This window comes from Mechercharimyces mesophilus, from assembly GCF_059818345.1.
In genome coordinates this window covers 133,633-157,825 of the sequence record NZ_JCBAPH010000004.1, presented here as the reverse complement: position 1 = coordinate 157,825, position 24,193 = coordinate 133,633, and the positions used below count along the sequence as shown (strand labels likewise).

26 protein-coding genes and 1 other annotated feature are annotated in these 24,193 nt (G+C 46.5%); of the genes, 10 read left to right on the top strand and 16 right to left on the bottom strand.

Annotated elements, in window-relative coordinates:
* Positions 1-347 precede the first annotated feature (347 nt).
* Together AC6RGY_RS12120 and AC6RGY_RS12115 are read right to left on the bottom strand one after the other, a co-directional pair.
* Positions 348-1,427, bottom strand: coding sequence for a M42 family metallopeptidase (locus AC6RGY_RS12120; protein WP_499863285.1), 1,080 nt, complete (start codon positions 1,425-1,427; stop codon positions 348-350).
* Between the two features lie 88 nt (positions 1,428-1,515).
* Complete coding sequence (locus tag AC6RGY_RS12115; RefSeq protein WP_499863284.1) at positions 1,516-1,668, bottom strand: hypothetical protein; 153 nt, start codon at positions 1,666-1,668, stop codon at positions 1,516-1,518.
* A gap of 183 nt (positions 1,669-1,851) precedes the next feature.
* Between AC6RGY_RS12115 and thiD the strand changes: the two genes are divergently transcribed.
* The 4 genes from thiD to AC6RGY_RS12095 all read left to right on the top strand — a co-directional run bounded on the left by thiD (position 1,852) and on the right by AC6RGY_RS12095 (position 4,091).
* A complete protein-coding gene (gene thiD, locus AC6RGY_RS12110) occupies positions 1,852-2,670 on the top strand; it encodes a bifunctional hydroxymethylpyrimidine kinase/phosphomethylpyrimidine kinase (RefSeq protein ID WP_499863283.1) in 819 nt (272 codons plus the stop codon).
* Positions 2,609-3,316, top strand: a complete 708-nt coding sequence (gene thiE, locus AC6RGY_RS12105; RefSeq protein ID WP_499863282.1) for a thiamine phosphate synthase — start codon at positions 2,609-2,611, stop codon at positions 3,314-3,316. Before thiD ends, thiE begins: the two co-directional genes overlap by 62 nt.
* Before the next feature lie 100 nt (positions 3,317-3,416).
* Positions 3,417-3,731 (top strand): hypothetical protein, encoded by a 315-nt coding sequence (locus tag AC6RGY_RS12100; RefSeq protein ID WP_499863281.1) that lies wholly within the window; start codon positions 3,417-3,419, stop codon positions 3,729-3,731.
* 153 nt (positions 3,732-3,884) lie between these two features.
* Positions 3,885-4,091 carry a CDGSH iron-sulfur domain-containing protein gene (locus AC6RGY_RS12095; protein WP_499863280.1) on the top strand — a complete coding sequence of 69 codons (207 nt, stop codon included), beginning with the start codon at positions 3,885-3,887 and terminating at the stop codon, positions 4,089-4,091.
* 153 nt (positions 4,092-4,244) lie between these two features.
* On the opposite strand, the gene AC6RGY_RS12090 is transcribed toward AC6RGY_RS12095, so the two are convergent.
* Positions 4,245-4,457: a hypothetical protein gene (locus AC6RGY_RS12090; RefSeq protein WP_499863279.1), complete on the bottom strand. Its 213-nt coding sequence runs from the start codon at positions 4,455-4,457 to the stop codon at positions 4,245-4,247.
* A gap of 254 nt (positions 4,458-4,711) precedes the next feature.
* Here AC6RGY_RS12090 and AC6RGY_RS12085 point away from each other — a divergent pair, with 254 nt between their 5' ends.
* The 4 genes from AC6RGY_RS12085 to AC6RGY_RS12070 are packed head-to-tail and all read left to right on the top strand — an operon-like array spanning position 4,712 to position 8,618.
* Positions 4,712-5,638: a metal ABC transporter solute-binding protein, Zn/Mn family gene (locus AC6RGY_RS12085; RefSeq protein ID WP_499863278.1), complete on the top strand. Its 927-nt coding sequence runs from the start codon at positions 4,712-4,714 to the stop codon at positions 5,636-5,638.
* Between the two features lie 15 nt (positions 5,639-5,653).
* Entirely contained in the window at positions 5,654-6,427 is a 774-nt protein-coding gene (locus AC6RGY_RS12080) for a metal ABC transporter ATP-binding protein (protein WP_499863277.1), read from the top strand.
* Positions 6,427-7,698, top strand: a complete 1,272-nt coding sequence (locus AC6RGY_RS12075; RefSeq protein WP_499863276.1) for a metal ABC transporter permease — start codon at positions 6,427-6,429, stop codon at positions 7,696-7,698. The genes AC6RGY_RS12080 and AC6RGY_RS12075 overlap by 1 nt, the downstream gene beginning before the upstream one ends.
* On the top strand, positions 7,695-8,618 hold the full coding sequence (locus AC6RGY_RS12070) for a metal ABC transporter permease (protein ID WP_499863275.1): 924 nt from the start codon (positions 7,695-7,697) through the stop codon (positions 8,616-8,618). The genes AC6RGY_RS12075 and AC6RGY_RS12070 overlap by 4 nt, the downstream gene beginning before the upstream one ends.
* Before the next feature lie 190 nt (positions 8,619-8,808).
* Here the strand turns inward: AC6RGY_RS12070 and AC6RGY_RS12065 are convergent, their stop codons facing one another.
* Positions 8,809-9,612 (bottom strand): sulfotransferase family 2 domain-containing protein, encoded by an 804-nt coding sequence (locus tag AC6RGY_RS12065; RefSeq protein ID WP_499863274.1) that lies wholly within the window; start codon positions 9,610-9,612, stop codon positions 8,809-8,811.
* 148 nt (positions 9,613-9,760) lie between these two features.
* Positions 9,761-11,035, bottom strand: a complete 1,275-nt coding sequence (locus AC6RGY_RS12060) for an MFS transporter (RefSeq protein WP_499863273.1) — start codon at positions 11,033-11,035, stop codon at positions 9,761-9,763.
* Positions 11,036-11,211: 176 nt separating this feature from the next.
* On the opposite strand from AC6RGY_RS12060, the gene AC6RGY_RS12055 reads away from it, so the two are divergent.
* Positions 11,212-11,808, top strand: a complete 597-nt coding sequence (locus AC6RGY_RS12055; protein WP_499863272.1) for a nucleotidyltransferase family protein — start codon at positions 11,212-11,214, stop codon at positions 11,806-11,808.
* Positions 11,809-11,861: 53 nt separating this feature from the next.
* Here AC6RGY_RS12055 and rplT read toward each other — a convergent pair whose 3' ends face one another.
* The 4 genes from rplT to AC6RGY_RS12035 form a co-directional block, all read right to left on the bottom strand.
* The gene (rplT, locus tag AC6RGY_RS12050; RefSeq protein ID WP_499863271.1) at positions 11,862-12,221 is read right to left on the bottom strand and encodes a 50S ribosomal protein L20; all 360 of its coding nucleotides are present in this window, start codon (positions 12,219-12,221) and stop codon (positions 11,862-11,864) included.
* 25 nt (positions 12,222-12,246) lie between these two features.
* Positions 12,247-12,447 (bottom strand): 50S ribosomal protein L35, encoded by a 201-nt coding sequence (rpmI, locus tag AC6RGY_RS12045; protein ID WP_499863270.1) that lies wholly within the window; start codon positions 12,445-12,447, stop codon positions 12,247-12,249.
* Between the two features lie 18 nt (positions 12,448-12,465).
* Positions 12,466-12,963 (bottom strand): translation initiation factor IF-3, encoded by a 498-nt coding sequence (infC, locus tag AC6RGY_RS12040; RefSeq protein ID WP_499863269.1) that lies wholly within the window; start codon positions 12,961-12,963, stop codon positions 12,466-12,468.
* A 69-nt stretch (positions 12,964-13,032) separates the two neighbouring features.
* Positions 13,033-13,150 (bottom strand) — a sequence feature (ribosomal protein L20 leader region).
* A 406-nt stretch (positions 13,151-13,556) separates the two neighbouring features.
* Positions 13,557-13,781, bottom strand: coding sequence for a hypothetical protein (locus AC6RGY_RS12035; protein ID WP_499863268.1), 225 nt, complete (start codon positions 13,779-13,781; stop codon positions 13,557-13,559).
* On the opposite strand from AC6RGY_RS12035, the gene AC6RGY_RS12030 reads away from it, so the two are divergent.
* Positions 13,763-15,355 (top strand): multicopper oxidase family protein, encoded by a 1,593-nt coding sequence (locus AC6RGY_RS12030; protein WP_499863267.1) that lies wholly within the window; start codon positions 13,763-13,765, stop codon positions 15,353-15,355. The two genes, AC6RGY_RS12035 and AC6RGY_RS12030, sit on opposite strands and share 19 nt — an antisense overlap.
* Before the next feature lie 290 nt (positions 15,356-15,645).
* Here AC6RGY_RS12030 and thrS read toward each other — a convergent pair whose 3' ends face one another.
* The 7 genes from thrS to menH all read right to left on the bottom strand — a co-directional run bounded on the left by thrS (position 15,646) and on the right by menH (position 24,190).
* A complete protein-coding gene (thrS, locus tag AC6RGY_RS12025) occupies positions 15,646-17,553 on the bottom strand; it encodes a threonine--tRNA ligase (RefSeq protein ID WP_499863266.1) in 1,908 nt (635 codons plus the stop codon).
* Positions 17,554-17,887: 334 nt separating this feature from the next.
* On the bottom strand, positions 17,888-18,781 hold the full coding sequence (gene ytxC / locus AC6RGY_RS12020; RefSeq protein WP_499863265.1) for a sporulation protein YtxC: 894 nt from the start codon (positions 18,779-18,781) through the stop codon (positions 17,888-17,890).
* Positions 18,782-18,944: 163 nt separating this feature from the next.
* A complete protein-coding gene (locus tag AC6RGY_RS12015) occupies positions 18,945-19,601 on the bottom strand; it encodes a metal-dependent hydrolase (protein WP_499863264.1) in 657 nt (218 codons plus the stop codon).
* A gap of 80 nt (positions 19,602-19,681) precedes the next feature.
* Positions 19,682-20,794, bottom strand: coding sequence for an o-succinylbenzoate synthase (menC, locus tag AC6RGY_RS12010; protein WP_499863263.1), 1,113 nt, complete (start codon positions 20,792-20,794; stop codon positions 19,682-19,684).
* Positions 20,791-22,293, bottom strand: coding sequence for an o-succinylbenzoate--CoA ligase (locus AC6RGY_RS12005; RefSeq protein WP_499863262.1), 1,503 nt, complete (start codon positions 22,291-22,293; stop codon positions 20,791-20,793). Before AC6RGY_RS12005 ends, menC begins: the two co-directional genes overlap by 4 nt.
* Before the next feature lie 240 nt (positions 22,294-22,533).
* A complete protein-coding gene (gene menB, locus AC6RGY_RS12000) occupies positions 22,534-23,349 on the bottom strand; it encodes a 1,4-dihydroxy-2-naphthoyl-CoA synthase (RefSeq protein ID WP_499863261.1) in 816 nt (271 codons plus the stop codon).
* A complete protein-coding gene (gene menH, locus AC6RGY_RS11995; RefSeq protein ID WP_499863260.1) occupies positions 23,342-24,190 on the bottom strand; it encodes a 2-succinyl-6-hydroxy-2,4-cyclohexadiene-1-carboxylate synthase in 849 nt (282 codons plus the stop codon). The genes menB and menH overlap by 8 nt, the downstream gene beginning before the upstream one ends.
* Positions 24,191-24,193 lie beyond the last annotated feature (3 nt).

Here is a 24,193-nt window from a genome sequence, read left to right as displayed (position 1 = left end):
ATAAAGAGCCCGCAAAGCCCGCATGGTTGCTGCCACACATCCCTCAAGAAAGAAGACGGCATGGGAGTTTCGGCTCTCTCGGTGCCTGTTTGTTAGAAGGCGGCATCTCCTATCGCTTCCCTGATTAACGGCTCAAAGTCTCTCAAGGAGAAACCCTCTCGCCCATCTTCAACCATTCTTAAAGTGAGCTTTCTCCTCTATCCTCAAAGGTGGCTTTTCATATAGTGAAATCGAGTTTCCCAAATGGGGACTCTCACAAGAAAGGTGTGTGGATTTTCCCACACACCTCCGCAATTTTCATATATAAAGAGATGATCTCCTATATGCTTGTTGCTTCTTTCTTCACTTTAGCTCTCACGAATCGCCTTCACTGTAGATTCATCCAGTTTTTCGATGACGGCGACCAACAGCTGTACAGCTTGTTCGATATCATCTTTGTGCACGATCGACGTATGACCGTGAATATAGCGTGTGGCTACTGAGATCGAAAGCGTAGGAACCCCACTATCATTCAAATGGAGGAAGCTCGCATCCGTCGCTCCACCTTTCATCCATTCATATTGCAAAGGAATCCCAGCTTCCTCGGCTGTTTGCTGTACCAACCGAAGCAGACCACGATGAGCAATGTGAGCGCCATCTACCAATACCACTGCCGGACCTTCTCCTGCTTTGCACGGTGCGTCATCTACCTTAACACCTGGAGTATCCCCTGCGATGGCAACATCGACAGCAAAGGCGATATCTGGGTTAACCGTAGCTGCGGAGGTACGGGCACCACGACAACCTACTTCTTCCATCACTGTCCCTACCGAATACAAGGTGTTGGGAAGATCTTTGTGATGAAGTCTTCTCATCACCTCTACCGCAACCGCACAGCCAATACGATTATCAAATGCTTTTCCTAACCACATATTCTGAGCATTCATTTCGGTAAAAGGAGAGACTGGAACAACCACATCTCCTGGACGTACACCTAATGATTCTGCTTCTTCCTTGTCTTTCGCACCAATATCAATAAACAGCTCTTCCATCTGGAACGCTTTCTTTCGCTGTTCAGCTGTCATAATGTGAGGCGGCACCGATCCAAAAACCCCTAAGACCGACCCCTTCTCTGTTAAAACTTCCACTCGTTGCGACAACATCATTTGCGTAACCCAGGCACCCAGCATTTCAAACTTTAAATACCCTTCGTCGGTAATCCTTGTAACCATAAATCCAATCTCATCGAGATGGCCCGCCACCATGATGCGCGGTCCTTTCTCCCCTTTTCGTGCAATCAAGCTTCCTAAGCCATCTGTACTCACTTCATCGGCATAGGAGACAATAGCGTCTTTCATCACTTCCCGCACAGGTGCCTCGTTCCCCGGAGGACCTGCAGTCTCACTTAATACTTTTAATAGCTCTTTCATCTCTGTTTGTTTTTCCATATGTACTTCTCCTCTTTCCTTCACCAATTTCTCATTCATCTTAACATAAAAAGAGGCCTCTGCACCGCAGAGGCATGCAATCACTCGATTAATAGGGCCTATACCCATAGTCAGATATCGAACCATAAGCAAAACCCCACCAAAAGAATAGGAAAAATAAGATTATCAAGATAATAATGACGACCCATATATACCCGTAACCGATTCCATCAAAATAGCTACTTAAGCTAGCCTTACTCATCCCCTTCTCCTCCTTTTCGTTCCCGATTCCCATGCTCTATACTGTACGCTATGGATGACCATAAGGTATGGTCATCTGTCGAGTAAACAAGCCTCACTTCTTAACGAATACCCTTTTTACTCGCTTTCTCGTTTACGCTACAATGAAGAAAAGAACAGGACAAAACAAGAGGAGAGAGAAACCATGAGTATTTCACGCGCACTAACGATCGCAGGCTCGGATAGTGGAGGAGGAGCAGGGATTCAAGCTGATTTAAAAACATTCCAAGAGTTGAGTGTCTACGGGATGAGTGCGATCACGGCTGTCACCGCTCAAAACACACAAGAGGTAACCGCTATCTATGAACTTCCTCATGAAGCAGTAAAAAAGCAAATCGAAGCAGTGGTAACGGACATTGGAGTAGATGCAGTCAAAATTGGCATGCTTTCAAATAGCACGATTATCGAGACGGTAGCAGGAGAGTTAATTAATCACCACTTGACCAATGTTGTTCTCGATCCCGTCATGGTGGCTAAAAGCGGTGATTCGTTATTGATGGCAGAAGCAAAAGAAGCACTTATCGATTTATTGATTCCGCTCGCTCACCTGATTACCCCCAATATACCCGAGGCGGAAGAAATCACAGGAAAAAAAATTAGTAACTTTGATGAGTCCAAAGAAGCAGCCTATCTCCTATATGAAATGGGCCCAGGTGCTGTCCTGATCAAAGGCGGGCATCTAGAAGCGACCTATGCGACTGATCTCCTCTATGACGGGCATGAGTTTACTTCCTTTTCCTATGAATGGTTTCAAACCCCTCATACGCACGGCACCGGTTGCACCTTATCTGCAGCTATTGCTGCTGGATTGGCCAAAGGTCTTTCTCTACCCGCCGCTGTGCAATTGGGAAAAACGTTTATCTCTACAGCAATCTCGCATCCCATAAACATCGGAAAAGGACATGGTCCGACTAACCATTGGGCATATAACCAGTTCGTTCAAGAAAGGCGGCAGAACGATTAATACATCACTCTTCCCTTCCTGTCTACATACTTATTTGGTTATGGGTAGCCAAGATTGTCAACATTTCTCACCTATCACCGTCTTAGAAGAGGCGATTGCAGGAGGCATCACCTGTTTTCAATTTCGTGAAAAGCACAGTTCGCTCTCCATCCGAGAAATCATTCAACTAGGAGAAAAGTTACGTGATCAATGCAAGCAAAGCGGCATCCCCTTTATCGTAAACGATCGAGTCGATTTGGCTCTTATCTTGGATGCAGATGGCGTTCATGTCGGGCAAGAAGATCTCCCTGCTTCTGCCGTCAGAAAGTTGATTGGTAGCCAGCGTATTTTGGGCGTATCCGCTGCAACCTATGAAGAAGCACAACAGGCTGTCGATGATGGTGCCAACTACATCGGAATCGGTCCGATGTATGTGACCTCATCCAAGAGCGATGCCGGGCAACCACTTGGACCAAGTGCGATTCCTACTATTATGCCCACTGGAAACCAAGCGGTACCTACTGTAGGAATCGGTGGAATTACACTAGAAAATGCAAAAGATGTTCGACGTTTCGCAGACGGAGTTGCTGTTATTTCTGCCATCACAAATAGCCTACATCCTCGACAAGCAACAGAAATCTTACGGCAAGAACAAGCGACGTCATAACTCTAGATGAAGTCGATGGATATTTTTCTTCATAGTAATCCAGACTAATGCGCGTTAAGGATTTTCACCTTAACAAAACCTTGTTAAAGGGGGCCTTTTTGTGCAGCAACAAAATCCACAGAATCAGCAAGCGCAGCAACAAAACCAACAACAAACCCAACAGCAAATCCAGCAGGCAATGCAATCCGCACAGCAAGCGCAACAAGCTGTTCAACAAGCGCAAGCGGGCATGAATCCACAACAAATGCAACAGGCGCAGCAACAGCTTCAGCAAGCGCAACAACAAGTTCAGCAGGCGCAAGCTCAAGCGAATGTACAAGCCAATGCACAACAAAAAAGACAACTCCAACAAGCACAACAACAAATCCAACAAGCGCAGCAACAGATTGGTCAAGCACAAAATATGGCCTATTAAAAGAAGGAAGGACGCCCCTTCTTTAAAGCTGTCGAGACTTCTCGACAGCTTTTTTTATTTTGACTCCCGGATAGCGTTCTAAATAGTCACTTTAAAAAAGAGGGTCCTTGTGCTTTTAAAGCGAAGTGTGAGCACAAGAAAGGAGGAAGGTCATTGGCTGATACCACGATCAAGGTAGCAGACCGCGGTCCGCTATTGGTAAAAGGAGAAGTAGAACTGATCGACACAGCAGGCAACCCTTTTCAAACCAAGAAGACCTTCGCACTCTGTCGTTGTGGTCTGTCTGAGAATAAACCTTTCTGCGATGGCGCTCATGCGGGGCAATTTGAAGATTGCGCCCGTGCAAAAAAAAGCTTGTAACTGCTTAGCAGTCACCTACCTTCTCATTTCTCCACTCCAGCACCACGCAGCCCTCTCCACCCTCTAGGACCCCGTGGCCTTTATCTCTCGGCCCACGGGGTCCTAGTGCCTTCTATAGCACCCGTAACATACGGCGTTATCCCGTTATCTCAGTCAAATAGCAGACAAAGCACGCTCGATCGTAGTACCACAGCCCAAAAAGGTGGAATACAATATTGAAGTTCCCAAAGCATTGAGTTGCGATATGTGAACAACATGATCTGTAGCAAACTCCATTTGACCCTGGAAGTCTCTAGATGTCGTAGAGAAATTTTGTGAGTCTGTCACACTTGTTATATAACCTCGATTCGCACGATCTACCACCATTCCAATCCCCCTATCGATCTCACTCTCTTACACACCTCCTCCTTATTTTCTCTTCGAAAACCTATCTGCCTCAACAACTGACCACCGTCTAAATGAAAATCATTATTGACAGGGGGTGATGCCCGTGTTTTAATGGGATTAGATCATCTTTTGCACTAATGCAACTTATATGGGCTATACAAATAAAAGTTGATAGAGTCACAAAGAAACGCTTTGTGCAATAATTACTTGAAATAAGGGAGAGAAAGAGAAAAATGCAGAAATGGATTCGTACCCTTGGTGTCGCTAGCATTGCTATGGTCATGCTGATCGTTAGCGCCTGTGGCTCCACTGACGCAGGGAATAACAATGGCAAATTAAGAGTGACCGCAACGACCGGCATGATCGCAGACGCAGTTAAAAATGTCGGCGGAGAACATGTAGAAGTTACGGGATTGATGGGGCCAGGTGTAGATCCCCATTTATATAAAGCATCTCAAGGTGACATCGAGAAACTGGATAAAGCAGATATCATCTTCTACAACGGCCTTCATCTCGAAGGAAAGATGGGCGACATTCTCGTCAAAATGGCAAGTAACAAACCCGTCATTGCAGTCGCAGAAAATGTAGAAGAAAATGAACGATTAGAAACAGTTGATAAAGCGTACGATCCGCACATTTGGTTTGATGTTCAGCTCTGGACGAAAGCGGTTGAGAGCGTACGTGATGGGCTGATCGAAAAAGATCCGGAACACAAAGAAGATTACGAAGCACAAGCAGAAGCATACCTTAATGAACTCCAGGAGCTCAATCAATACGTAACTGAACAAATCTCTACTATTCCAGAAGATCAACGTGTGATGGTTACCGCCCATGATGCGTTCACCTACTTTGGTGAAGCATATGGAATGGAAGTAATCGGCTTGCAAGGAATTAGTACAGCTTCTGAATATGGATTAAAAGACGTACAAAAAATCGTCAATCTCTTGGTTGATCGTGAGATTAAAGCTGTATTTATTGAGTCAAGTGTCCCGAAACGTTCGATAGAAGCGGTAGTTGAAGGCTCCAAGGCCAAAGACCACCAAGTAACCATCGGCGGAGAACTCTTCTCTGACGCAATGGGTGAAGAGGGAACGGAAGAAGGAACCTACCTCGGAATGGTACGTCACAACGTAGATACCATAGTGAATGCTTTGAAGTAGAAAGGAAGAAACAGCATGAGCGAAACAAACAAACATCCGGTATCGGTACGGCAACTCTCCGTTGCCTACCACAAAAAACCGGTATTACGAGATATCGATTATGACGCACCTGAAGGAGAATTAATCGGTATAATTGGCCCTAACGGTGCTGGTAAATCCACTTTTATTAAGGCGATTTTAGGACTCTTGCCATTAGCAAGCGGAAGTGTTTCCTTCTATGGCAAGTCATACGACGAACAGCGCCACTTAGTCGGCTATGTTCCGCAAAGAGAATCGGTCGATTGGGATTTTCCTACCGACGTGCTCGATGTGGTCATGATGGGCCGGTATGGTAGCCTCGGTTGGTTCCGACGTCCTAAGAAGAAAGACCGCGAGATCGCGATGGAATGTCTGAAGAAAGTAGGCATTGATGCCTTAGCCAAACGGCAAATTTCTCAGTTGTCCGGTGGACAACAACAACGGGTTTTCTTAGCCCGCGCATTGGCGCAAGATGCACAAATCTACTTTATGGATGAACCCTTTGTCGGTGTGGATGCGGCAACAGAAAAGGCGATTATTCAAGTACTTAATGAATTGAAAGCACAGAAAAAGACGGTTCTGGTTGTTCATCATGATCTCCAAACCGTTCCTGAGTACTTTGATTCTGTACTCTTACTCAATATGCGCCTCGTCGCTTCCGGTCCCACCAAAGAGATTTTCACACCAGAAAATCTCCAAAAAACGTACGGCGGACGCCTCACCTTTATTCCAGGGGCAGAAGAGTTGGCTATAGTAGGTGATGGAAAATGATGTCGATCTTGACAGATCCTAATGCTTGGTGGGTCCTCTCCGGAACCACCTTGCTTGGACTTTGTAGTGGTGTACTAGGGAGCTTTGCCTTCTTACGTAAACGAGGGCTCATGGGCGATGTTCTGGCCCATGCTGCGTTACCCGGTATCTGCCTCGCTTTCATGTTAATCGGTTCCAAGAACTCATTCGCCTTTCTTTTAGGAGCCATCTTAACTGGAGTATTGGGGTCCCTCTGTATTCAGTGGATTACTCGTTACTCTCGTATCAAAGAAGATACTGCCTTGGGACTGGTGCTATCGGTCTTCTTCGGTTTTGGAATCGTCCTTCTAACGCAAATTCAACACAGTAATGATGGAAACCAATCCGGATTGGATAAATTCTTATTTGGACAATCCGCGTCGATGGTTCCCAGCGATGTCACCATGATGAGCATTATCTCTGCGATTCTGCTTGTCCTCTGCTTCCTCTTCTTCAAAGAATTGAAGCTCCTCTGCTTTGACGCTCAGTTTGGGCAGAGCATCGGTTTCTCGTTGAGAGGACTCGACTTTCTCTTGATGTTATTCTTGGTTATTGCGGTTGTCATTGGTCTGCAAGTTGCCGGTGTCGTCTTGATGGCAGCGATGCTCATCACTCCAGCTGCTGCCGCTCGTTATTGGACAGAGAAGCTTCATCTGATGGTTGTCATCTCTGCAGTCATGGGTGCCTTATCCGGTGTATTAGGAACATGGATTAGTTCTTTGGGTTACAACTTGTCTACTGGTCCTCTCATCGTCATGGCCGCTACCACCATGTTTCTTATCTCTATGGTTTTTGCACCGAAAAGAGGACTATTGGCAAAGTGGATACACCATCTGAGTACCCGAAAAGAAGTAGCTCGCAATCAATTATTGGAACGCCTTTTCCAGCATTCATTAGAAACAGAGAGCCTTACCTTTTCACTCACCGATATACCAAAAGCGAATCGTCCTTCTAAAGGGCAAGTGAAGTCACTTGAAAAAGAAGAGCTCCTTACCTTCTCTCCTTCTGAACAACGTATCGAGCTGAATCAAGAAGGCTATCAACTGGCATACGAAGTCGTTCTGAAAAAACGCATGTTTGAAATGTGGTTAATGCACGAGAGCGATCTCGAGGGTGAATACCCCGTCAGAGAAAGCATCTCACAAACTTATATTCCAGAAGAAGTAAAACAACGATTGCGCCAACTGCTCGTTCAGCACCATTACGAACCGCAATGGCATCCACAACTTCAAGAAAGGGGGATCACTTCATGAGCGATTTTTGGATCATCCTTACCGGTGGCCTCGTCGCCTCTGCATGCGGCATGCTCGGATGTTTCCTCATTCTGCGTCGAATGGCGATGATCGGAGACGCCATCAGCCACGCCATTCTGCCGGGAATCGTGCTTGCTTTTCTTTTTAGCGGGAGTCGTGAAGCCTTGCCGATGTTGATCGGAGCCGCTGTCTTTGGACTCTTATGTACCATCCTCATTCAGATGTTACGTGGGCAAGGTGTCCAGTCGGATGCCGCTATCAGTGTCAGCTTCACTGCTTTATTTGCTCTCGGGGTCATCCTTGTCTCCTTGTTCTCTCGTCAAGTGGACCTTGACCTCGATTGCGTCCTCTATGGAGAAATCGCCTATGTTCCGTGGGATACATGGACACTGTTCGGTATGAATCTTGGACCAGTAGCTGTCTGGGGAATTGGAGCCGCCTTCCTGTTTAGCTTAGGGCTCATCCTTCTCTTTTATAAGCAATTTAAGCTATGCGCTTTTGATCCTGCTTTGGCAGCAACCTTGGGTATCCCAGTCATGCTCTTCCACTACCTACTTATGGGCATGGTTTCTGTAACCACAGTCGCTTCCTTCGAAAGCGTCGGAGCCATCTTGGTTGTGGGCATGCTGATCGTCCCTTCAGCCACTGCTTACTTGCTGACAGATCGCCTTTCTGTCATGTTGTGGCTAAGTGTCATTGCTGGTTTCCTAAGTTCAGCGGGTGGTTACTTGATTGCTCAACAAATCGATGCGTCCATCGCTGGTTGTATGACATCGATGGCGGCCATCCTGTTTATCATCGCCTTCTTGTTCTCACCCAAACACGGTGTCGTCACCCGCTGGTGGATGCAACGACAATTACGCACGCAGTTAGAAGCTGAAAATGCTACGAAAGATAGCAAAGTACTTGCTACCGAATAACATAGCTAGGCACACTTGAAAAAGGCCATTCCCTACCAATGTAGAGAATGGTCTTTTCTATGACATTCGCCAAGCACCGAGAGAACCTGAAGCTCCTATGCCGGTTGCTTTCATCCCGAGATAAACCATGCCGGCTTTCTTTGATCCTCTCCTTCTGGTGATCTTTCTAGGAACGCCTCCCTTACAAATCTCATCTATCTATGAGACCATCCATTGGATAACCATAGGTCTGAAAATCTTTGACATAGAGCTTTTGTACTAACTTCTTTGACTCATGATCATAGAAATTGTAGTAGAGTGGTACACCTTTTCGCACAGCAGCCCGCGTCATTTTGTGCTCTGCAAAATGATGTTCTCCCACCACACCACTCTTTTTATGATGTGGTGATTTGACTATTTTGGCGAGCGGGGAGTGCTTTAGGTTATACTTCTCTTCTAATTTTCTAATTCGCCCTGCGAAATTCTCCAAATAAATATACCTCTTGATGAAGGCTTCTTCCTCTTCCATGTATTGAGGGGCAAGATGGACATCTACCTCTTGGCGAACCGATCTCATATGATCCAGGTAATATAAATATTCTTTGAAGGATATTCCATGCCCCTTTGCGCTACCGTTGACCCATTGATTTATTCTTCCCCACTGGATCCCATCCACACAACAATGAAGATAGGAACTTACCGCCCGGCTATATGGATTGCGGACCAATTTATAAGCGACCTTCTCCCCTTGCCATTGCTGCATGGCAATGTCACGGACCTTATAAGCGGACCCCGCTTGAAATACACGAATACGATAACGATGAACCCACCTGTGATACTTTAATGCTTTGTTTAAACACCCTAGTTGATAAAAAAACCATTTCGTTAGGGAGGTACATCCGCTTTTGGGACTCCAGTAGAGAATCAAAGGAAACCTCGCGTGGTATAAGGGACGACTATCTCCTACGATCTTCTGTAACACCCGATGGGATGTGCTACTCGTCACGCCTGTCATCTTGCACAACCTCCACCTTGATCCAAAACAAACTTCTTTCCCCCATTATATGGCTCTTCATTACCCAATGTTTGGGCAGTCCTTTTAGTCAAACAAACTCCTCTTATTCCCTGGCATAGCGTATAGAACCGAAGAAATAAAAAACCTATCATTTAGTTTCCCATCGATAGAGAGTATCCTGCTCTTTTCCCTGTGAAAAAATCAACTGCACTCCCCCATACAGACTGGAAACAATCAAGAGAGCTCCAGCCATGAGATAAATCCAATGGACACCGATCAAGTCAATTAAGAAAGTAATTCCGATCATTGAGAGAATAAAGATCAACTGGACGATCGTAGATCGAGCTGTCATCACTTTCGATAACATCTCTTCATCAACGCTATTTTGTATCATCGTCTCTTGCGCAAGGTCACGCATTTGAAAAGCGGGTCCCATCAAGAAGACCCAAACAAGTGCAAATAAGGGCTCAGTAAGTAGTCCATAACCAAAGGTAAGCATTCCAAATAGCAATGAACCGGCTAACATGCATAACACCAACCGCTGCTCTACGTGTTTGGCAAAACGAAAAACCAACCAACCACCGACGAGCGTACCAAAGAAGTAGCACCCATTAATGTATCCCCACCATTCTTCCCCACGACTTAGTACTTGATCGGTATAAGCAAGTGTAACCGGAGCAATCCATATCGTTCCCACCCAAGCTTCTAGCCAATCCATGGTCACAATCACACGCAGTCCGCGGTGATGAAAAAGAACCCTCCATCCCTCCATCATTCTTTCTATCCACGATGATCTTATTTCCTGGGAAAGTGTTGTCTGCTCCTCTCCATGATGAGGAATCAACCAGACACTAAGCATTCCCATTAGAAATAGTCCAATCGTCACCTGTAGCAAGAAAATCTCCCCTAGCTGAGCAACCAACCATCCTCCTAATGCCCAACCAGCAAACAAGAAGGTATGATCAATCGTACTCAAAAGTCCATTTGCCCGCACACGCTCCTTCTTAGCAACGAGACTCTTGACCAATGTGCTCTTTAATGGGCCCATCCAACCATTGAAAAAAGAGATTCCGCTCAGAGTAAGGAAGATAGACAAAAAAGGATAGGAAGCTGGCTCTTTATCCATCACCAAGAAAGTTAGGCCTACAACCAATAACCATTGACCACTCTGGGCGACCCAAAGCAACGTCCGTGTCGGTAATTTTCCCACTATCAGGGGTAAAAACAGGTTGCTTCCAATGCGAGCCAATGTACTGAGCAAAAAAATACCTGTTGCCATGCGAGCGGACTCTTGATATAGGAGCACCACAAGAGCGGTGGTATAAAAGATAAAGCCGAGATTGGTCGCAGTTAAACCAAACGCAAGGTGATAAAGTGGTCGATTCCGCAAATGGTTCTCCTCCATTTCTATGTAACTATCCATCCACTCGCCTTCACTCCATTTTCTCATTCGAATACAGAGAGGAAATCCGGAATTAGTCCAAAGACCGACTCCGCCTTTTGCCTGAGCCACCTTACTCTGTGCGCATCCCAAAGACCGCCTATCCTATCCTCTTTACATGTTAACATAGGTTATCTAATGGCCAAGGAATGATGAAGATGAAGATGAAAATAGAAACAGAAGAAGACATAAAAAAAATCATCCGTGAAGACACCTGGATGATAAATGTTCTATCTATCGTACATTCGTTGAATCTACCCGATTGGTGGGTCTGTGCTGGGTTTGTTCGCACAAAGATATGGGATACCTTACATGATTTTGAGAAACGAACACCCCTTTCCGATATCGATGTCGTCTACTTTGACCAATCAAACATACATGAAAGCAGAGAGAAAAGGATCGAACAACAATTACATAATAAGTGTTCCAACCTACCTTGGTCTGTCAAAAACCAAGCCCGTATGCATCGGATCAACCACTTCCCACCCTACTCCAACTCAACAGATGGCATTGCCCACTTTCCAGAAACGGCTACATCCCTAGGCGTTCGCTTAAATGCCTATGATGAGCTTGTTCTTACGGCTCCGCATGGTGTTGCAGATGCTCTCCATTTACGAGTCCGACCCACTCCTTTGTTCCACGAGAGCAAAGCCCTTCACTCCGTATACCAAGAGCGGATCAAACGCAAGCAGTGGCATACGGTCTGGAACAAGCTCAAGATCCACACTAGAGAAGAGACTTCTCCAGGGAATTAGCTTTACTTATATAAAAAATCCCCGCTATGCTTTCACACAGCGGGGATTTTTTATTATGCATTCACTTTCGATTTTGCCAGATTGGCAAGGTCAGCAAATGCTTTCTCGTCATGAATAGCGAGATCTGCTAGCATTTTACGGTTGATATCTACACCAGCTTGCTTCAGTCCATACATCAGCTTGCTGTAAGACATACCGTTCATACGTGCAGCTGCATTAATCCGTGTAATCCACAGTTTGCGGAAATTCCGCTTCTTCTGCCGACGATCACGGTATGCAAACATTAAGGATTTCATTACTTGTTGTTTAGCCGTTTTAAAAAGCGTGTGCTTGGAACCGTAGTAACCACGGGCCAGCTTTAACACCTTTTTGCGACGACGGCGTGTGACGACTCCGCCTTTAACTCGTGCCATGATCAAAACCTCCTGATTGCTTCAATTATTTCATGTAAGTGATTTGTTGTTCGATTCGCTTGGTGTCCCCTTTGCTCAGGAGAGCACTCTTACGTAATTTGCGCTTTGCGCTTTTTGGTTTGTTGATTTGCATATGGTTCATAAATGCATGCGAACGCTTAATCTTGCCGGTTCCTGTCTTTTTAAAGCGCTTAGCAACGCTTCTGCGCGTCTTCATTTTTGGCATGATTGATTTCCTCCTCGCTTAGTCTGTCGACTTAGGTCCCAAGATCATGATCATGTGGCGCCCTTCCAATTTCGGATGGCGTTCCACATCACCAAATTCCGTGATTTCCTTCGCGATCCGGTTCATAATCGAACGACCCAAATCTTGGTGAGTAATTTCCCGACCACGGAAACGAATCGTGAGCTTCACTTTGTCCCCATTCTTAAGGAACTTCTTCACATTCCGCAATTTGGTTTGCAGGTCGTTTTCCTCGATCGAAGGGCTAAAACGAATCTCTTTGACTTGAATAATCTTTTGCTTCTTCTTGGCTTCTTTCTCTCGCTTACTCTGTTCGTAGCGAAACTTACCATAATCCATAATGCGACAAACGGGCGGCTTCGCTTGCGGAGCCACAGCTACCAAATCAAGTTCAGCCTCTTGAGCCATGCGCAACGCTTCCTTGGTTGGGATGATTCCAACTTGCTCTCCGTCAGAGCCAATAACACGTACCTCACGGGCACGAATGGAATCATTCACCTGGTGATCCTTGCTAATAACTTGCCACCTCCGACAATGATATTCTTCAGAGTTCCCCGCTTACGTTTACCCACTAAAAAAGTGCGGACGTAAACGCCCGCACTTGTTCTTCCGTACCATCCCAAGAACCCGTCAACAGCATGATTGCGTCGATCAGGTGAGAAGCGGGGCGCTTCTGCTTGTTACTTCATGTATCATATCACGGTGTTCTCCTTAAAGTCAAGCAGGGGTGCGGAACGTATGGTTTTTTGTGCCCCACCACCTGTAATTTCCATTGATTATTATTTAAAATTAGTTTTTTGTCAATATTTTTTATTTACTTTATATAATATAACACCTTTGTGAATAGCTAAATTCTATTCTCACCAAAAATTTCAAGGAGGTCGTTATTCGCATGAAAAAACAACTAGATCCAAAAACGATCCCTCAATTTGTGAATCAACTATTTATCCCCCCCATATTTAAACCGAAAATAATAAAATGTAATGGTAAAGTCAAAAGCCACAATTATAAGGTTAGTATGGAAGAATTCTTTCAGCAAGTGCTTCCTTATCCTCTTCCTAAAACAAAGGTCTGGGGCTATCAAGGCATTGTTAAATACCCCTGTAAGCATCATGATTTCTATAAAGATCCTTGCTGTGAAAATCCTCATCAAGATCATGATCCTTGTCACGACCACCATAAAGATCCTTGTTATGATCCCCATCAAGATCCTTGCTATGAAGATCCTCACCAAGATCATGACCCTTGTCACGATCCCCATCATGATCCTTGTCGCGGCCACCATAAAGATGGTGAAATGGTTTTTCGCAGCTCACCTGGACCTACCTTTGAAGCGGTTCGCGGGATACCCATTAATGTCCAGTGGGTGAACAAACTTAAAGGTCCACATTTATTCCCAGTAGATCCTACCCTTCATTGGGCAAATCCCAATAATATGAAATCTCCTACATATTTCAAGCCATTCCCATCTGGCTATGCTAAAGCACAATGCCCTGTTCCTACTGTTACTCACTTACATGGTGGAGAGACAAAGCCTGACTCTGATGGTCATCCGGAAGCATGGTTTACTTTTAATGAGAATAAAGTGGGCCCAACATTTATGACAACACTTTATAACTATTTCAATGGGCAAGAACCTACTACGCTTTGGTATCATGATCACACACTCGGCATTACTCGTCTCAATGTTTCTCTCGGGCTAGCGGGGTTTTATTTGCTCCGTGATCCGAAAAATAAGATTGAGCCACTGTTACCAAGCAAAGAATTTGAAGTTCCTCTTGTTATTCAAGATCGTATATTTAATGAAGACGGTTCGTTGTTTTTCCCTGCTGATGGGGTGAACCCTGACACGCATCCCTATTGGATACAAGATTTTATCGGTGACTCCATTATTGTAAATGGAAGAGCTTGGCCAAATTTAGATGTGAAGCGAAAACAGTATCGATTGCGAATTCTTAACGGATCGAATTCAAGATTTTATCGACTTAGATTACAAGATAATCTAAAAAATTGCTTTCCATTCGTGCAAATTGGTACGGATGGCGGATTCCTTCCATCTGCAGTAGAGCTGACGGAGGTACTCCTAGCACCAGCGGAGCGGATCGATATCTTAGTCGACTTTTCAAAGTTCGATCCAGGCACTCAATTACGATTCACCAATGATGCTCCCGCTCCTTTCCCGAATGGTCCGCTTCCCGATCCAGATACTACAGGTAAGATCATGCAATTTTCCGTTATTGATTCTAAGCCGATTCGACCCAAACCACTTCCACCGAAACTAAATAAAATACCCAAACTATGCCCGAATGCTCCCAATCGCATATTGACGTTAAATGTCGTGCGTGACCCGAACACAAACAACCCTCTAGAACTACTGCTCAATGGGGAGAAATGGGAATCGACCACGACTGAACTACCCATCATAGGGTCAACAGAAGAATGGCAGATTGTCAATCTCACGGGAGCTGTCCATCCAATACACCTTCACTTAATACAATTCCAGCTTTTCAATCGGCAAGGAATAGATGCCACAGCGTATAACGAAACATGGATGAAAATAAATGGTGAACCTCCATTTAGTCAAAAACCAAAACCATTAGCGGTCGAACCCTTTCTCATCGGAAAACCGATTAAGCCTGAACCGAATGAACGAGGATGGAAAGATACACTGCAAATGAATCCTGAGGAAGTTACGCGGATTCGCATTCGCTTTGCTCCACAGGATGCAGATCCAAAACTAGCAAAGCCTGGCGTAAATTTATTTCCTTTCGATCCTACTAGTGAGCCAGGATATGTTTGGCATTGCCACCTGCTTGACCATGAAGACAATGACATGATGAGACCGATGAAAGTAATAAAAAAACTCCCACTAAAGATTCGCTATTTCTAGGATAGCTGCTTTTCACAGTGATATTTCTCCTATCAAAGGGCATTATCGCCCGAATGACCCGCTTTGGTTATCAAAGCGACTCCTACCTCCTCGGTAATCCTCTGCGGTCACCCGTAACGAAATGAAAACCATCCACTTCGCTAGAGGCTTTCTTAGTTCTTTCTCCCGAAGCGGTTCTTAGTTGAATACAAAGAAGAGGGCCCACAGTTTCTGGCCCTCTCTTTTGTATTTAAGCTTGTTCTCGTCAATGCTGTAATGTCTCGTAGAAGATTCCCTTTGAGAAAGTCCCTCTACTTCTTCTCGTTAATCGCTGTTACGATCTCTGCAATTACATCATCCACTTTGACAGCACCTACATCCCCTTCAGAGCGCTTACGCACAGCAACGGTTCCTTCTTCTTGCTCTTTGGCACCAAGCACCAGCATGTAAGGGTTTTTTTGCAACTGCGCTTCGCGGATCTTGTAGCCGATCTTTTCGTTTCGTGCATCCAACTCAGCGCGAATGCCCGCTTCCTGTAAGCGCGCCACCACTTCTTTGCCGTACGCTAATTGAGCATCGGAGATGGTGAGAACTTTGGCTTGTACAGGTGCCAACCATACAGGGAACGCTCCACCATAATGCTCCACCAGTACCGCAATGAAACGATCCAAGGAACCAAACACCGCTCGATGAATCACCACTGGACGATCCTTCTCGTTGTTCTCATCAATATAGTTAAGATCAAATTTCTCCGGCATTTGGAAATCGACTTGAATGGTTCCACATTGATGACTACGACCCAGCGCATCGCGAATATGAAAGTCGATCTTCGGACCGTAGAAAGCACCGTCCCCTTCATTCACCCGATACTCTACTCCCGAACTCTTCAGTACGTTTTCCAACGCTCCCTCTGCCTGCTCCCATAGGTGATCTTCTCCCATCGAATCTTCCGGACGGGTAGACAACTCTAGGGTGTAAGGAAAACCGAAGACGGAGTACATCTGATCCACCAACTCAAGGACATTGCGAACCTCTTCTTCAATCTGGTCTGGGCGAACAAAAATATGTGCGTCGTCTTGTGTAAAGGTACGAACACGGAACATACCATTAAGCGCGCCCGAGAGCTCATGACGGTGACATTGCCCGAATTCTGCTAATCGCATCGGTAAATCACGATAGGAACGAAGCTCGTTGTTAAAGATCAACATGTGACCCGGACAGTTCATCGGCTTTAGTGCATACACCGTCTCATCGACATCGGTGAAATACATATTTTCACGATAGTGATCCCAATGCCCCGATTGCTTCCACAAACGCTCGTTCATCATGAGAGGCGTACGTACTTCTTCATACCCCATCGGAGCAATCAGTTGACGTTCAAACGATTGCAATTCATTGTACAAGGTCATGCCATTGGGCAGGAAGAACGGCATGCCTGGTGCTTCTTCGGAAAACATAAAGAGCTTCAGCTCTTTCCCCAGCTTACGGTGATCCCGCTTTTTCGCTTCTTCTAGCAGGTGGAGATGGTTCTCCAGCTGTGATTGCTTGGGCCAAGCGGTTCCATAGATGCGCTGCAACATCTTATTATCAGAGTTCCCTCGCCAATAAGCCCCAGCCACGTTCATCAGCTTAAATGCTTTGATTTTACCGGTTGAGGGAAGATGGGAACCACGACATAGATCAAAGAACTCTCCTTGCTCATAGATGCTAATCTCTTCTCCCTCTGGCAACTCGCGAATCAATTCTAGCTTAAGTGGATCTTCCACCTCTTCATAGAGACGCATTGCCTCCTCACGCGAGACCACTTTGCGCTCGATCGGAAGGTTCTCCTTCACAATTTTTTTCATTTCCGCTTCAATCTTAGGTAAGTCTTCTGGGGTCAGGTTGACCGGAAGATCAATGTCATAGTAAAAGCCATTTTCAATAACTGGACCGATCCCTAGCTTCACTTCTGGATACAGGCGCTTTAGCGCTTGCGCCAGCAAGTGAGCCGTACTATGACGATAAACTTCCAGACCTTCTTCATCATCTAAGGTTAAAATTTGTACTTCCGCTTGATCTTCTACCCGTTGATGCAGGTCAACCACCTGTCCATTCACTTTGCCAGCAACGGCTTTTTTTTGCAAGCTTTTACTAATGGAACCGGCAACTTCTGCTACATTCACTTGTTCCGAAAATTCTTTAACTGATCCGTCGGGTAACTTGATTGCTATACTCATGTCCTTCTCTCCTTTTTAAAACAAATAAAAAACGCCCCTATCCCGGTAAAGGGACGAGCGTTGCCGTGGTTCCACCCTCATTCGACCATAGCAAGTTTCCTGCCACTATCATGGTCCTCATCAGTCACCAATAACGGGGTGAAAACCGTCAACTGATACTCACTTCCTATAGAAGTCTTCCCAGTTTCTGCTCAGAGGGGGTGCTTATTTGGGCAATGGTTAAAGGGCTTTCAGCCAAGTCCCTCTTCTCTGGTCACCATGCGAACAAACAAGTCTGTCCTCATCAACGCATTAGAAATATTGTTTGTAGTATAACCACATTAGCCACTAGCTGTCAAGCATCACCATTTAAAAATAGGCTAGAGGTGCAAGCAGGGCACCCTTCACAGATCAGGATACGATCTTCAAAGATCTGCACGAGCGTTCGAATGACATTTTCTTCAGGATGACGGGAGTGGAGGACCACTTTTTCTGGAGCCATGGTCAATAAAGTACTCACAATCAAATCTTCATGTGAGTGTGCTTGCTCCACTAAGTCAGACGGGGTCCCTTCTTCCTCCAGATTGAGTGGAGTCCCATCGATGTCTAACAAACGAAAACGACCTTTCTCCGCATGCAACACATGGACCAATTGTGTCTTGGATACCTGTACCTGCACAAAATACCGTAATAGCTGAATAAATTCCTTGTACTCCTGATCCAACATATAATCGTCAATCGCCTTTTCTACTAATCGATTCAAAGAACGACGATACGATTTCATCCGGAAGTGAAGGTACCCGTCAACTTCTAACTGAGGGAAGTCCGACAAATGTTGCGCTACACTACGTGCCACGCGATCTGCATAAGTAAGGCGAATTCCCTTCTCTTTCTGTTTACGTTCTCGCTCACGCAGCAAGAGATGAACATGCGCCTCAATTTCATCCGTCTCCGTCGGATGCGCTCGTTGTAGCTGTTTGTAAATCAGGGAACGAATGATAGCGTGCGACTTATACGAAAAGATATACTCTGCAATGGCCAGCCCGATGCCATAACGGAAGCGCAACTCCCCTACTTTCTTCTTCTCCGATTCTAAATGGAAGATGGTGCGCGTGTCGGTTACTCTTTTTTTATATGTACATGGATAGCCCAACTTCTTTAATCTTTCCATCTGTAAGTATAACGAGTCCTCCATTTGCCCCACATCATCCGTATAGCTTGTCGGAAGCGATACTCGATAAGCACTCATATCCCGCCCTCTCCTTTGTCCAACCATTTACTCATAGTATATGGGCGACGAATAGAGAGTATACGCCGATCAAGCTAAGAAAGAAGGTAGGACGCCGTTTGTAAGACAAGGTGCCACGCCACTTCCCTTCACTCTACTGGCAGAAACGAAGCGAGATACTCTTTTAGAAGTAAGAGAGCATCGTCTCAATCCATGCCATTGCCCACGTTCCCTCTTCAAATAAACCATCAAACAAAAACCAAACGCCCATCACAGCCGCCATCCACAAGGATGCCCGTCCGAGAAAGCGGTCTCCCCAGCCTCCCGTTGGAAAATAAAGACCCATTCGCCCCAGACCCATTCGCACACGCCAAGGCCACAAAAACGGGATCCCGCTCGGCGTTAGAGAATCAGCCAAAAGATGAGAACCATACCCTGCCAACACCGCTGGCATCAGTTCAGGTGAGGCGAGATAGGTAATTCCCCCTACGGCTGCCATCGCCAAGAGAGAGTGTGTCAGGGTTCGATGAGGGACAAACGCCACAGAAACTGCGAAAGCACCTGTGAGCAACACCCACAGAGGCGCTTGGTAAAAAAGAGAAAAAAGGATAATAGCCACTCCGACAAACGCCAAGGCATAGGATCGCCAGGATTTGCGCACTCCCTGAAAAAGGAACTTATTTACCACGGAGCCTTCATCATCAATGTCGGGGAGAATAGAAGCAACAGTGGCTACCGCTACAGTCAGGACAGTAGCCAAGGCATCACCATGAACAGAGTCCAAGCCTGCAACAGCAACACCAGACATCACCCCTAGTCCCCAATGGGTTTTCCCTGTCACATCAATCCCTTCCTTTCCGTTCCAAACGAATGTTTGGATGTTCTTGTCCATATCATATCACGGGCAGGAAGGTTTTTCATCTATAGCAAAAGGATTTTCTTCCGCAAGGTGACTTTCTCCAATTGTTCACGATCCACAGCATAGCCCATTCCCGGAGCGCTTGGAACAGAGATGCTACCCTGATCAACCACAACCTCCGGAGAAATAAGATCTTGTTCCCAATAACGGCTTGATGCCGATAGGTCGCCGGGGATAATGAAGTTAGGTAGCGTCGCCAAAGCTAAGTGTTGCGCGCGTGAAACTCCCGACTCCAGCATCCCTCCGCACCAGACAGGAACTCCTTCCTGAAGACACAGATCATGAATACGAATCGCTTCTGCAATGCCTCCGACTCGACCAATCTTCACACTCATCACCTGGCAACTACCCAGTTCGATCGCTCGGCGTGCTTCCTCATACGAAGTAATACTCTCATCCAGACAGATCGGGATATCCAATTCATCTGCCAGCTTAGCATGATCCACAATATCATCAGCAGCAAGCGGCTGCTCAATCATAGCAAGCTGATAGGGCTCTAATCGGCGCAGAGAGGGAAGGTCCTGCAAAGAGTAGGCGGAGTTGGCATCTGCAATCAGCATCAGTTCGGGATAAGCAGTACGTAACGCGCGCACCACTTCGACATCCCTCCCCGGCTTAATCTTGATCTTCACACGTCCATATCCTTCTTCATGATGGAGTTGACCCACTGCCTCCACCAGGTCAGAAATCGTCTCCTTCATTCCAACCGCCACTCCCGCGGCTACGGTCCGTGGACTCCCTCCCATCAGTGTAGCAAGAGGAATTCCCTGCCTCTTCGCACACAAGTCCCAAGTCGCTCCCTCAATCCCTGCCTTCGCCATCGGATTGCGACGAATCGATGCAAAGCGTTCTCCCACTTCCCACGGCGTATGAATCGGTATGTCCTTTAACTGTGGAATTAAGAAATCCTTCATGATATGCCATGCCGTCTCTACAGTTTCCTCTGTATACCAAGGAGAGGAAAAAGCAACACATTCTCCCCAGCCTGTCCAACCCGCCTCATCTTCTACCTCCACTAGGATGAGCTCTCGCTCTTCTACTGTGGTTAAACTATTGGTGAATGGGGTTTTTAACTTCATCTGAACATGATGGAGCGTAACGGCTTTTAACTTCAATCTGCCACCTCCCACTCCGCTAGTTTATTCCGCAATTGATGACGCAAAATCTTGCGCGACGCATTACGGGGAATCTCTTCGACGAAATAAACATCCTTTGGCACCTTATAAGAAGCAAGTGATTGGGAGCACAAAGCAAGCAGGTCTTCCACAGCTACCTCTGTTTTTCGTTTCACCAAAGCGACCGGCACTTGTCCCCAGCTCGCATCCGCGCGTCCAACCACCCCTACATCAGCGACCGCCTCATGCTGGGAGAGCACGGCTTCCACTTCAGCTGGATAAACGTTTTCTCCCCCTGAGATAATGAGGTCGTTGCGGCGATCCAACACATAAAGGAATCCTTCCTCGTCTACTTTTCCAATATCGCCGGTGTAAAACCAGTCATGATCGAAGACAGCGCGATTCTTCTCCGCCTGACGCCAGTACCCTTTCATCACATTCGGTCCGCGCACCACGATTTCACCCGCTTTACCTGCTGGCTGTTGCCTCCCGTCTTTCACAATAGCTAGATCAGATAGGAACAGGGGCTTTCCTGCCGAACCCAGTTTACGCAACATATCTTCTGGTGCAAGTGTCGCCAGTTGGGAGGCTGTCTCCGTCATCCCGTAGGTTTGATAAACGGGAATTTGCCGCTTGCGACACTGCTCCAACAGCGACTGCGGAGAGGGTCCTCCTCCTAACAGCACACAGCGCAAACGGGTCAGGTGGGAAATCTCATCGGGGGAATCCAGCTTCTCCATCATCTGCTGGAGCATCGTACTAACCACGGAGATATGTGTGATCCTTTCTTGACATATGGTGCGATTCACTCGCTCTGCATCAAACGAACGATGAAGCACGATACCCATTCCGTAGATAACACTGCGCATGAGAATAGAGAAGCCACTCATATGAAATAAAGGAACACAAAGTAGCCAGCGATCCTCTTCATGAAGCCCCAAGTTAAGTACCGATCCGATCGCGCTCCACCAGTGGTTTCCGTATGTAAGTTGCACCCCTTTCGGGTTACCTGTCGTTCCGGAAGTGTACAGAATGGTATAAACATCGTCCAAGAAAAAATGATCTTTCATCGGGGCTTTCCCCTCAGGTAAAGCAGATAGTTGAACAAAGGAGTAGCCTTTCACCCCGCTCGCTTTTTTCACTTCTTCGCCTTTCTCTCTATGGGAATCATCGAATATGAGAATGGAGACAGCGGCATCCTGCACCTGGTAGATACACTCAATCGCAGTCAAACGGGTATTGAGCGGAATCACAACCGCACCCAGATACGCCAATGCGTGCATACAGGTGATGGTCGTAAACTGATTGCCCATCAATAAGGCGACATGATCCCCTTCGTTCACTCCAGCACTCGCCATTTGCGCAGCAACTTTCTGTACACGAACATGCAATTGCTGAAAGGTTAGGCTGTCTCCATTCTCATCGATAACGGCCAATCGATTAGGGGTCGTATTCGCTCTTTTTTTCAACCAATTCGGTAACATTTGTTCTGATAACATTATAGGCTCCTCCTTCTCTTATGTAGAAAAGTGACCAAAAACAGCTTGCTATAAAAGCGAAGCTGTTTTTGGTCATTGTAGAGACAAGTAACTAGAAGCAAGAGGAAGGTACGTGCACCTGCCCTCATTCTTATCCCCCATGGCAACTCCTGGTGCAGGCGAATAACCCAGACAGCTATTCACCCCTTAAACGAGTGCTTTCGTTCAAGGAGAGCGCAAAGCTTACTTCCTACTCTTTGCTTACGGAAAACGCGGGAACTTGTCAAAGTCAGGCTTCCGCTTCTCTTTGAAAGCATCGCGTCCTTCTCTCGCTTCATCCGTGGTGTAATAGAGAAGCGTAGCATCTCCACCCATTTGCTGCAAACCAGCCAATCCATCGGTATCAGCATTAAAGGAAGCTTTCAGGAAGCGCAACGCCGTTGGCGATTTCTCCAAGATTTCTTCTGCCCACTGTACCGTCTCTTCTTCCAGTTTGTCTAGAGGAACCACGGTATTAACCAATCCCATGTCTAGTGCTTCCTGTGCCGAGTATTGACGACAGAGGAACCAAATTTCGCGTGCTTTCTTATGCCCTACAATACGTGCCAATAGACCCGCACCATAACCTGCATCAAAGCTACCCACTTTTGGACCCGTTTGTCCAAAGATCGCATTGTCCGCAGCAATCGTCAGATCACAAACGATATGTAAGACGTGACCGCCTCCAATCGCATAGCCAGATACCATCGCAATCACAGGCTTCGGCGTGACACGAATCAAGCGTTGTAGATCCAACACGTTGAGACGAGGAATTTGATCGTCGCCTACATAGCCACCGTGACCGCGTACCCGTTGGTCACCACCGGCACAAAAAGCTTTATCTCCCGCTCCTGCCAAAATGATCACGCCGATATCAGAGTCTTCTCGTGCATACGAGACTGCATCGATCAGCTCATGCACCGTCTTAGGGCGGAAGGCATTGCGCACTTCCGGACGGTTAATCGTGATTTTCGCCATGTGATTATACGTTTCGTACAAAATATCTTCATATTGTCGTTCTGACTTCCATTCAATCATGGATGGAGCCTCCTTTATCTCTCATTTTCATACGAGCATCTGTAAGCCCGTCCAACACCATTTTACCAAAAACCTGTGGTTGTTCCACATGAATTGCATGCCCAGCACGAGAAACCTGCGAAATCTCTGCATATGGAATTTTTTTCTCCATCTCATTTGCTATTTGAAGAAATTTTCTATCCCATTCTCCGACGATCAGGTGAACAGGCATCTCCAACTGCGAAAGCTCTTCCCAGTATGAGGGTTGTACTCCTGTCCCCATCCCTTTCAGGCTATTCGCCAGCCCGTGCGGAGCCTGTTGTAGCCGTTCCTGTCGCACCCTCTTCCTTACGGAGACAGGCAGGGACTTTTGTGTCTGAAAGAGTGGAATCTCTTCCCAATAAGCAGCAAAAGCTTCGATTCCCTCATGCAGGATGCGCTTTGCCAACTGTTCATCTTGTTGACGACGCTGAGCCCGGCTACTCTCCTGTGCTATGCCTGGGGAGCTACTCTCTAGTATCAGCGACTGAACGCGTCCGGGATTGCTGAGCGCAAAGGATAAAGCGAGCCTGCCCCCCATCGAATACCCGAGAAGATGAGCGCGATCGATCCCTAAATGATCCAGTAGTGACGACAAGTCCTCTACTGCATGCTCAATAGAGTACCGCGCGGGGTCGGATGGGACATCTGACCCCCCATGCCCCAGTAAGTCGATCCGAATCAATTGATAAGCATGCTCCCACAACGAGCGCAAAGGGGACCACGTCTCTAAGGAGCCGGTGAAGCCGTGCAAAAGCAGAAGAGGCTCCCCCTGCCCAGCTACTTCCACTTGATACGAAACATCGCCTACCTTGATACGCATCGG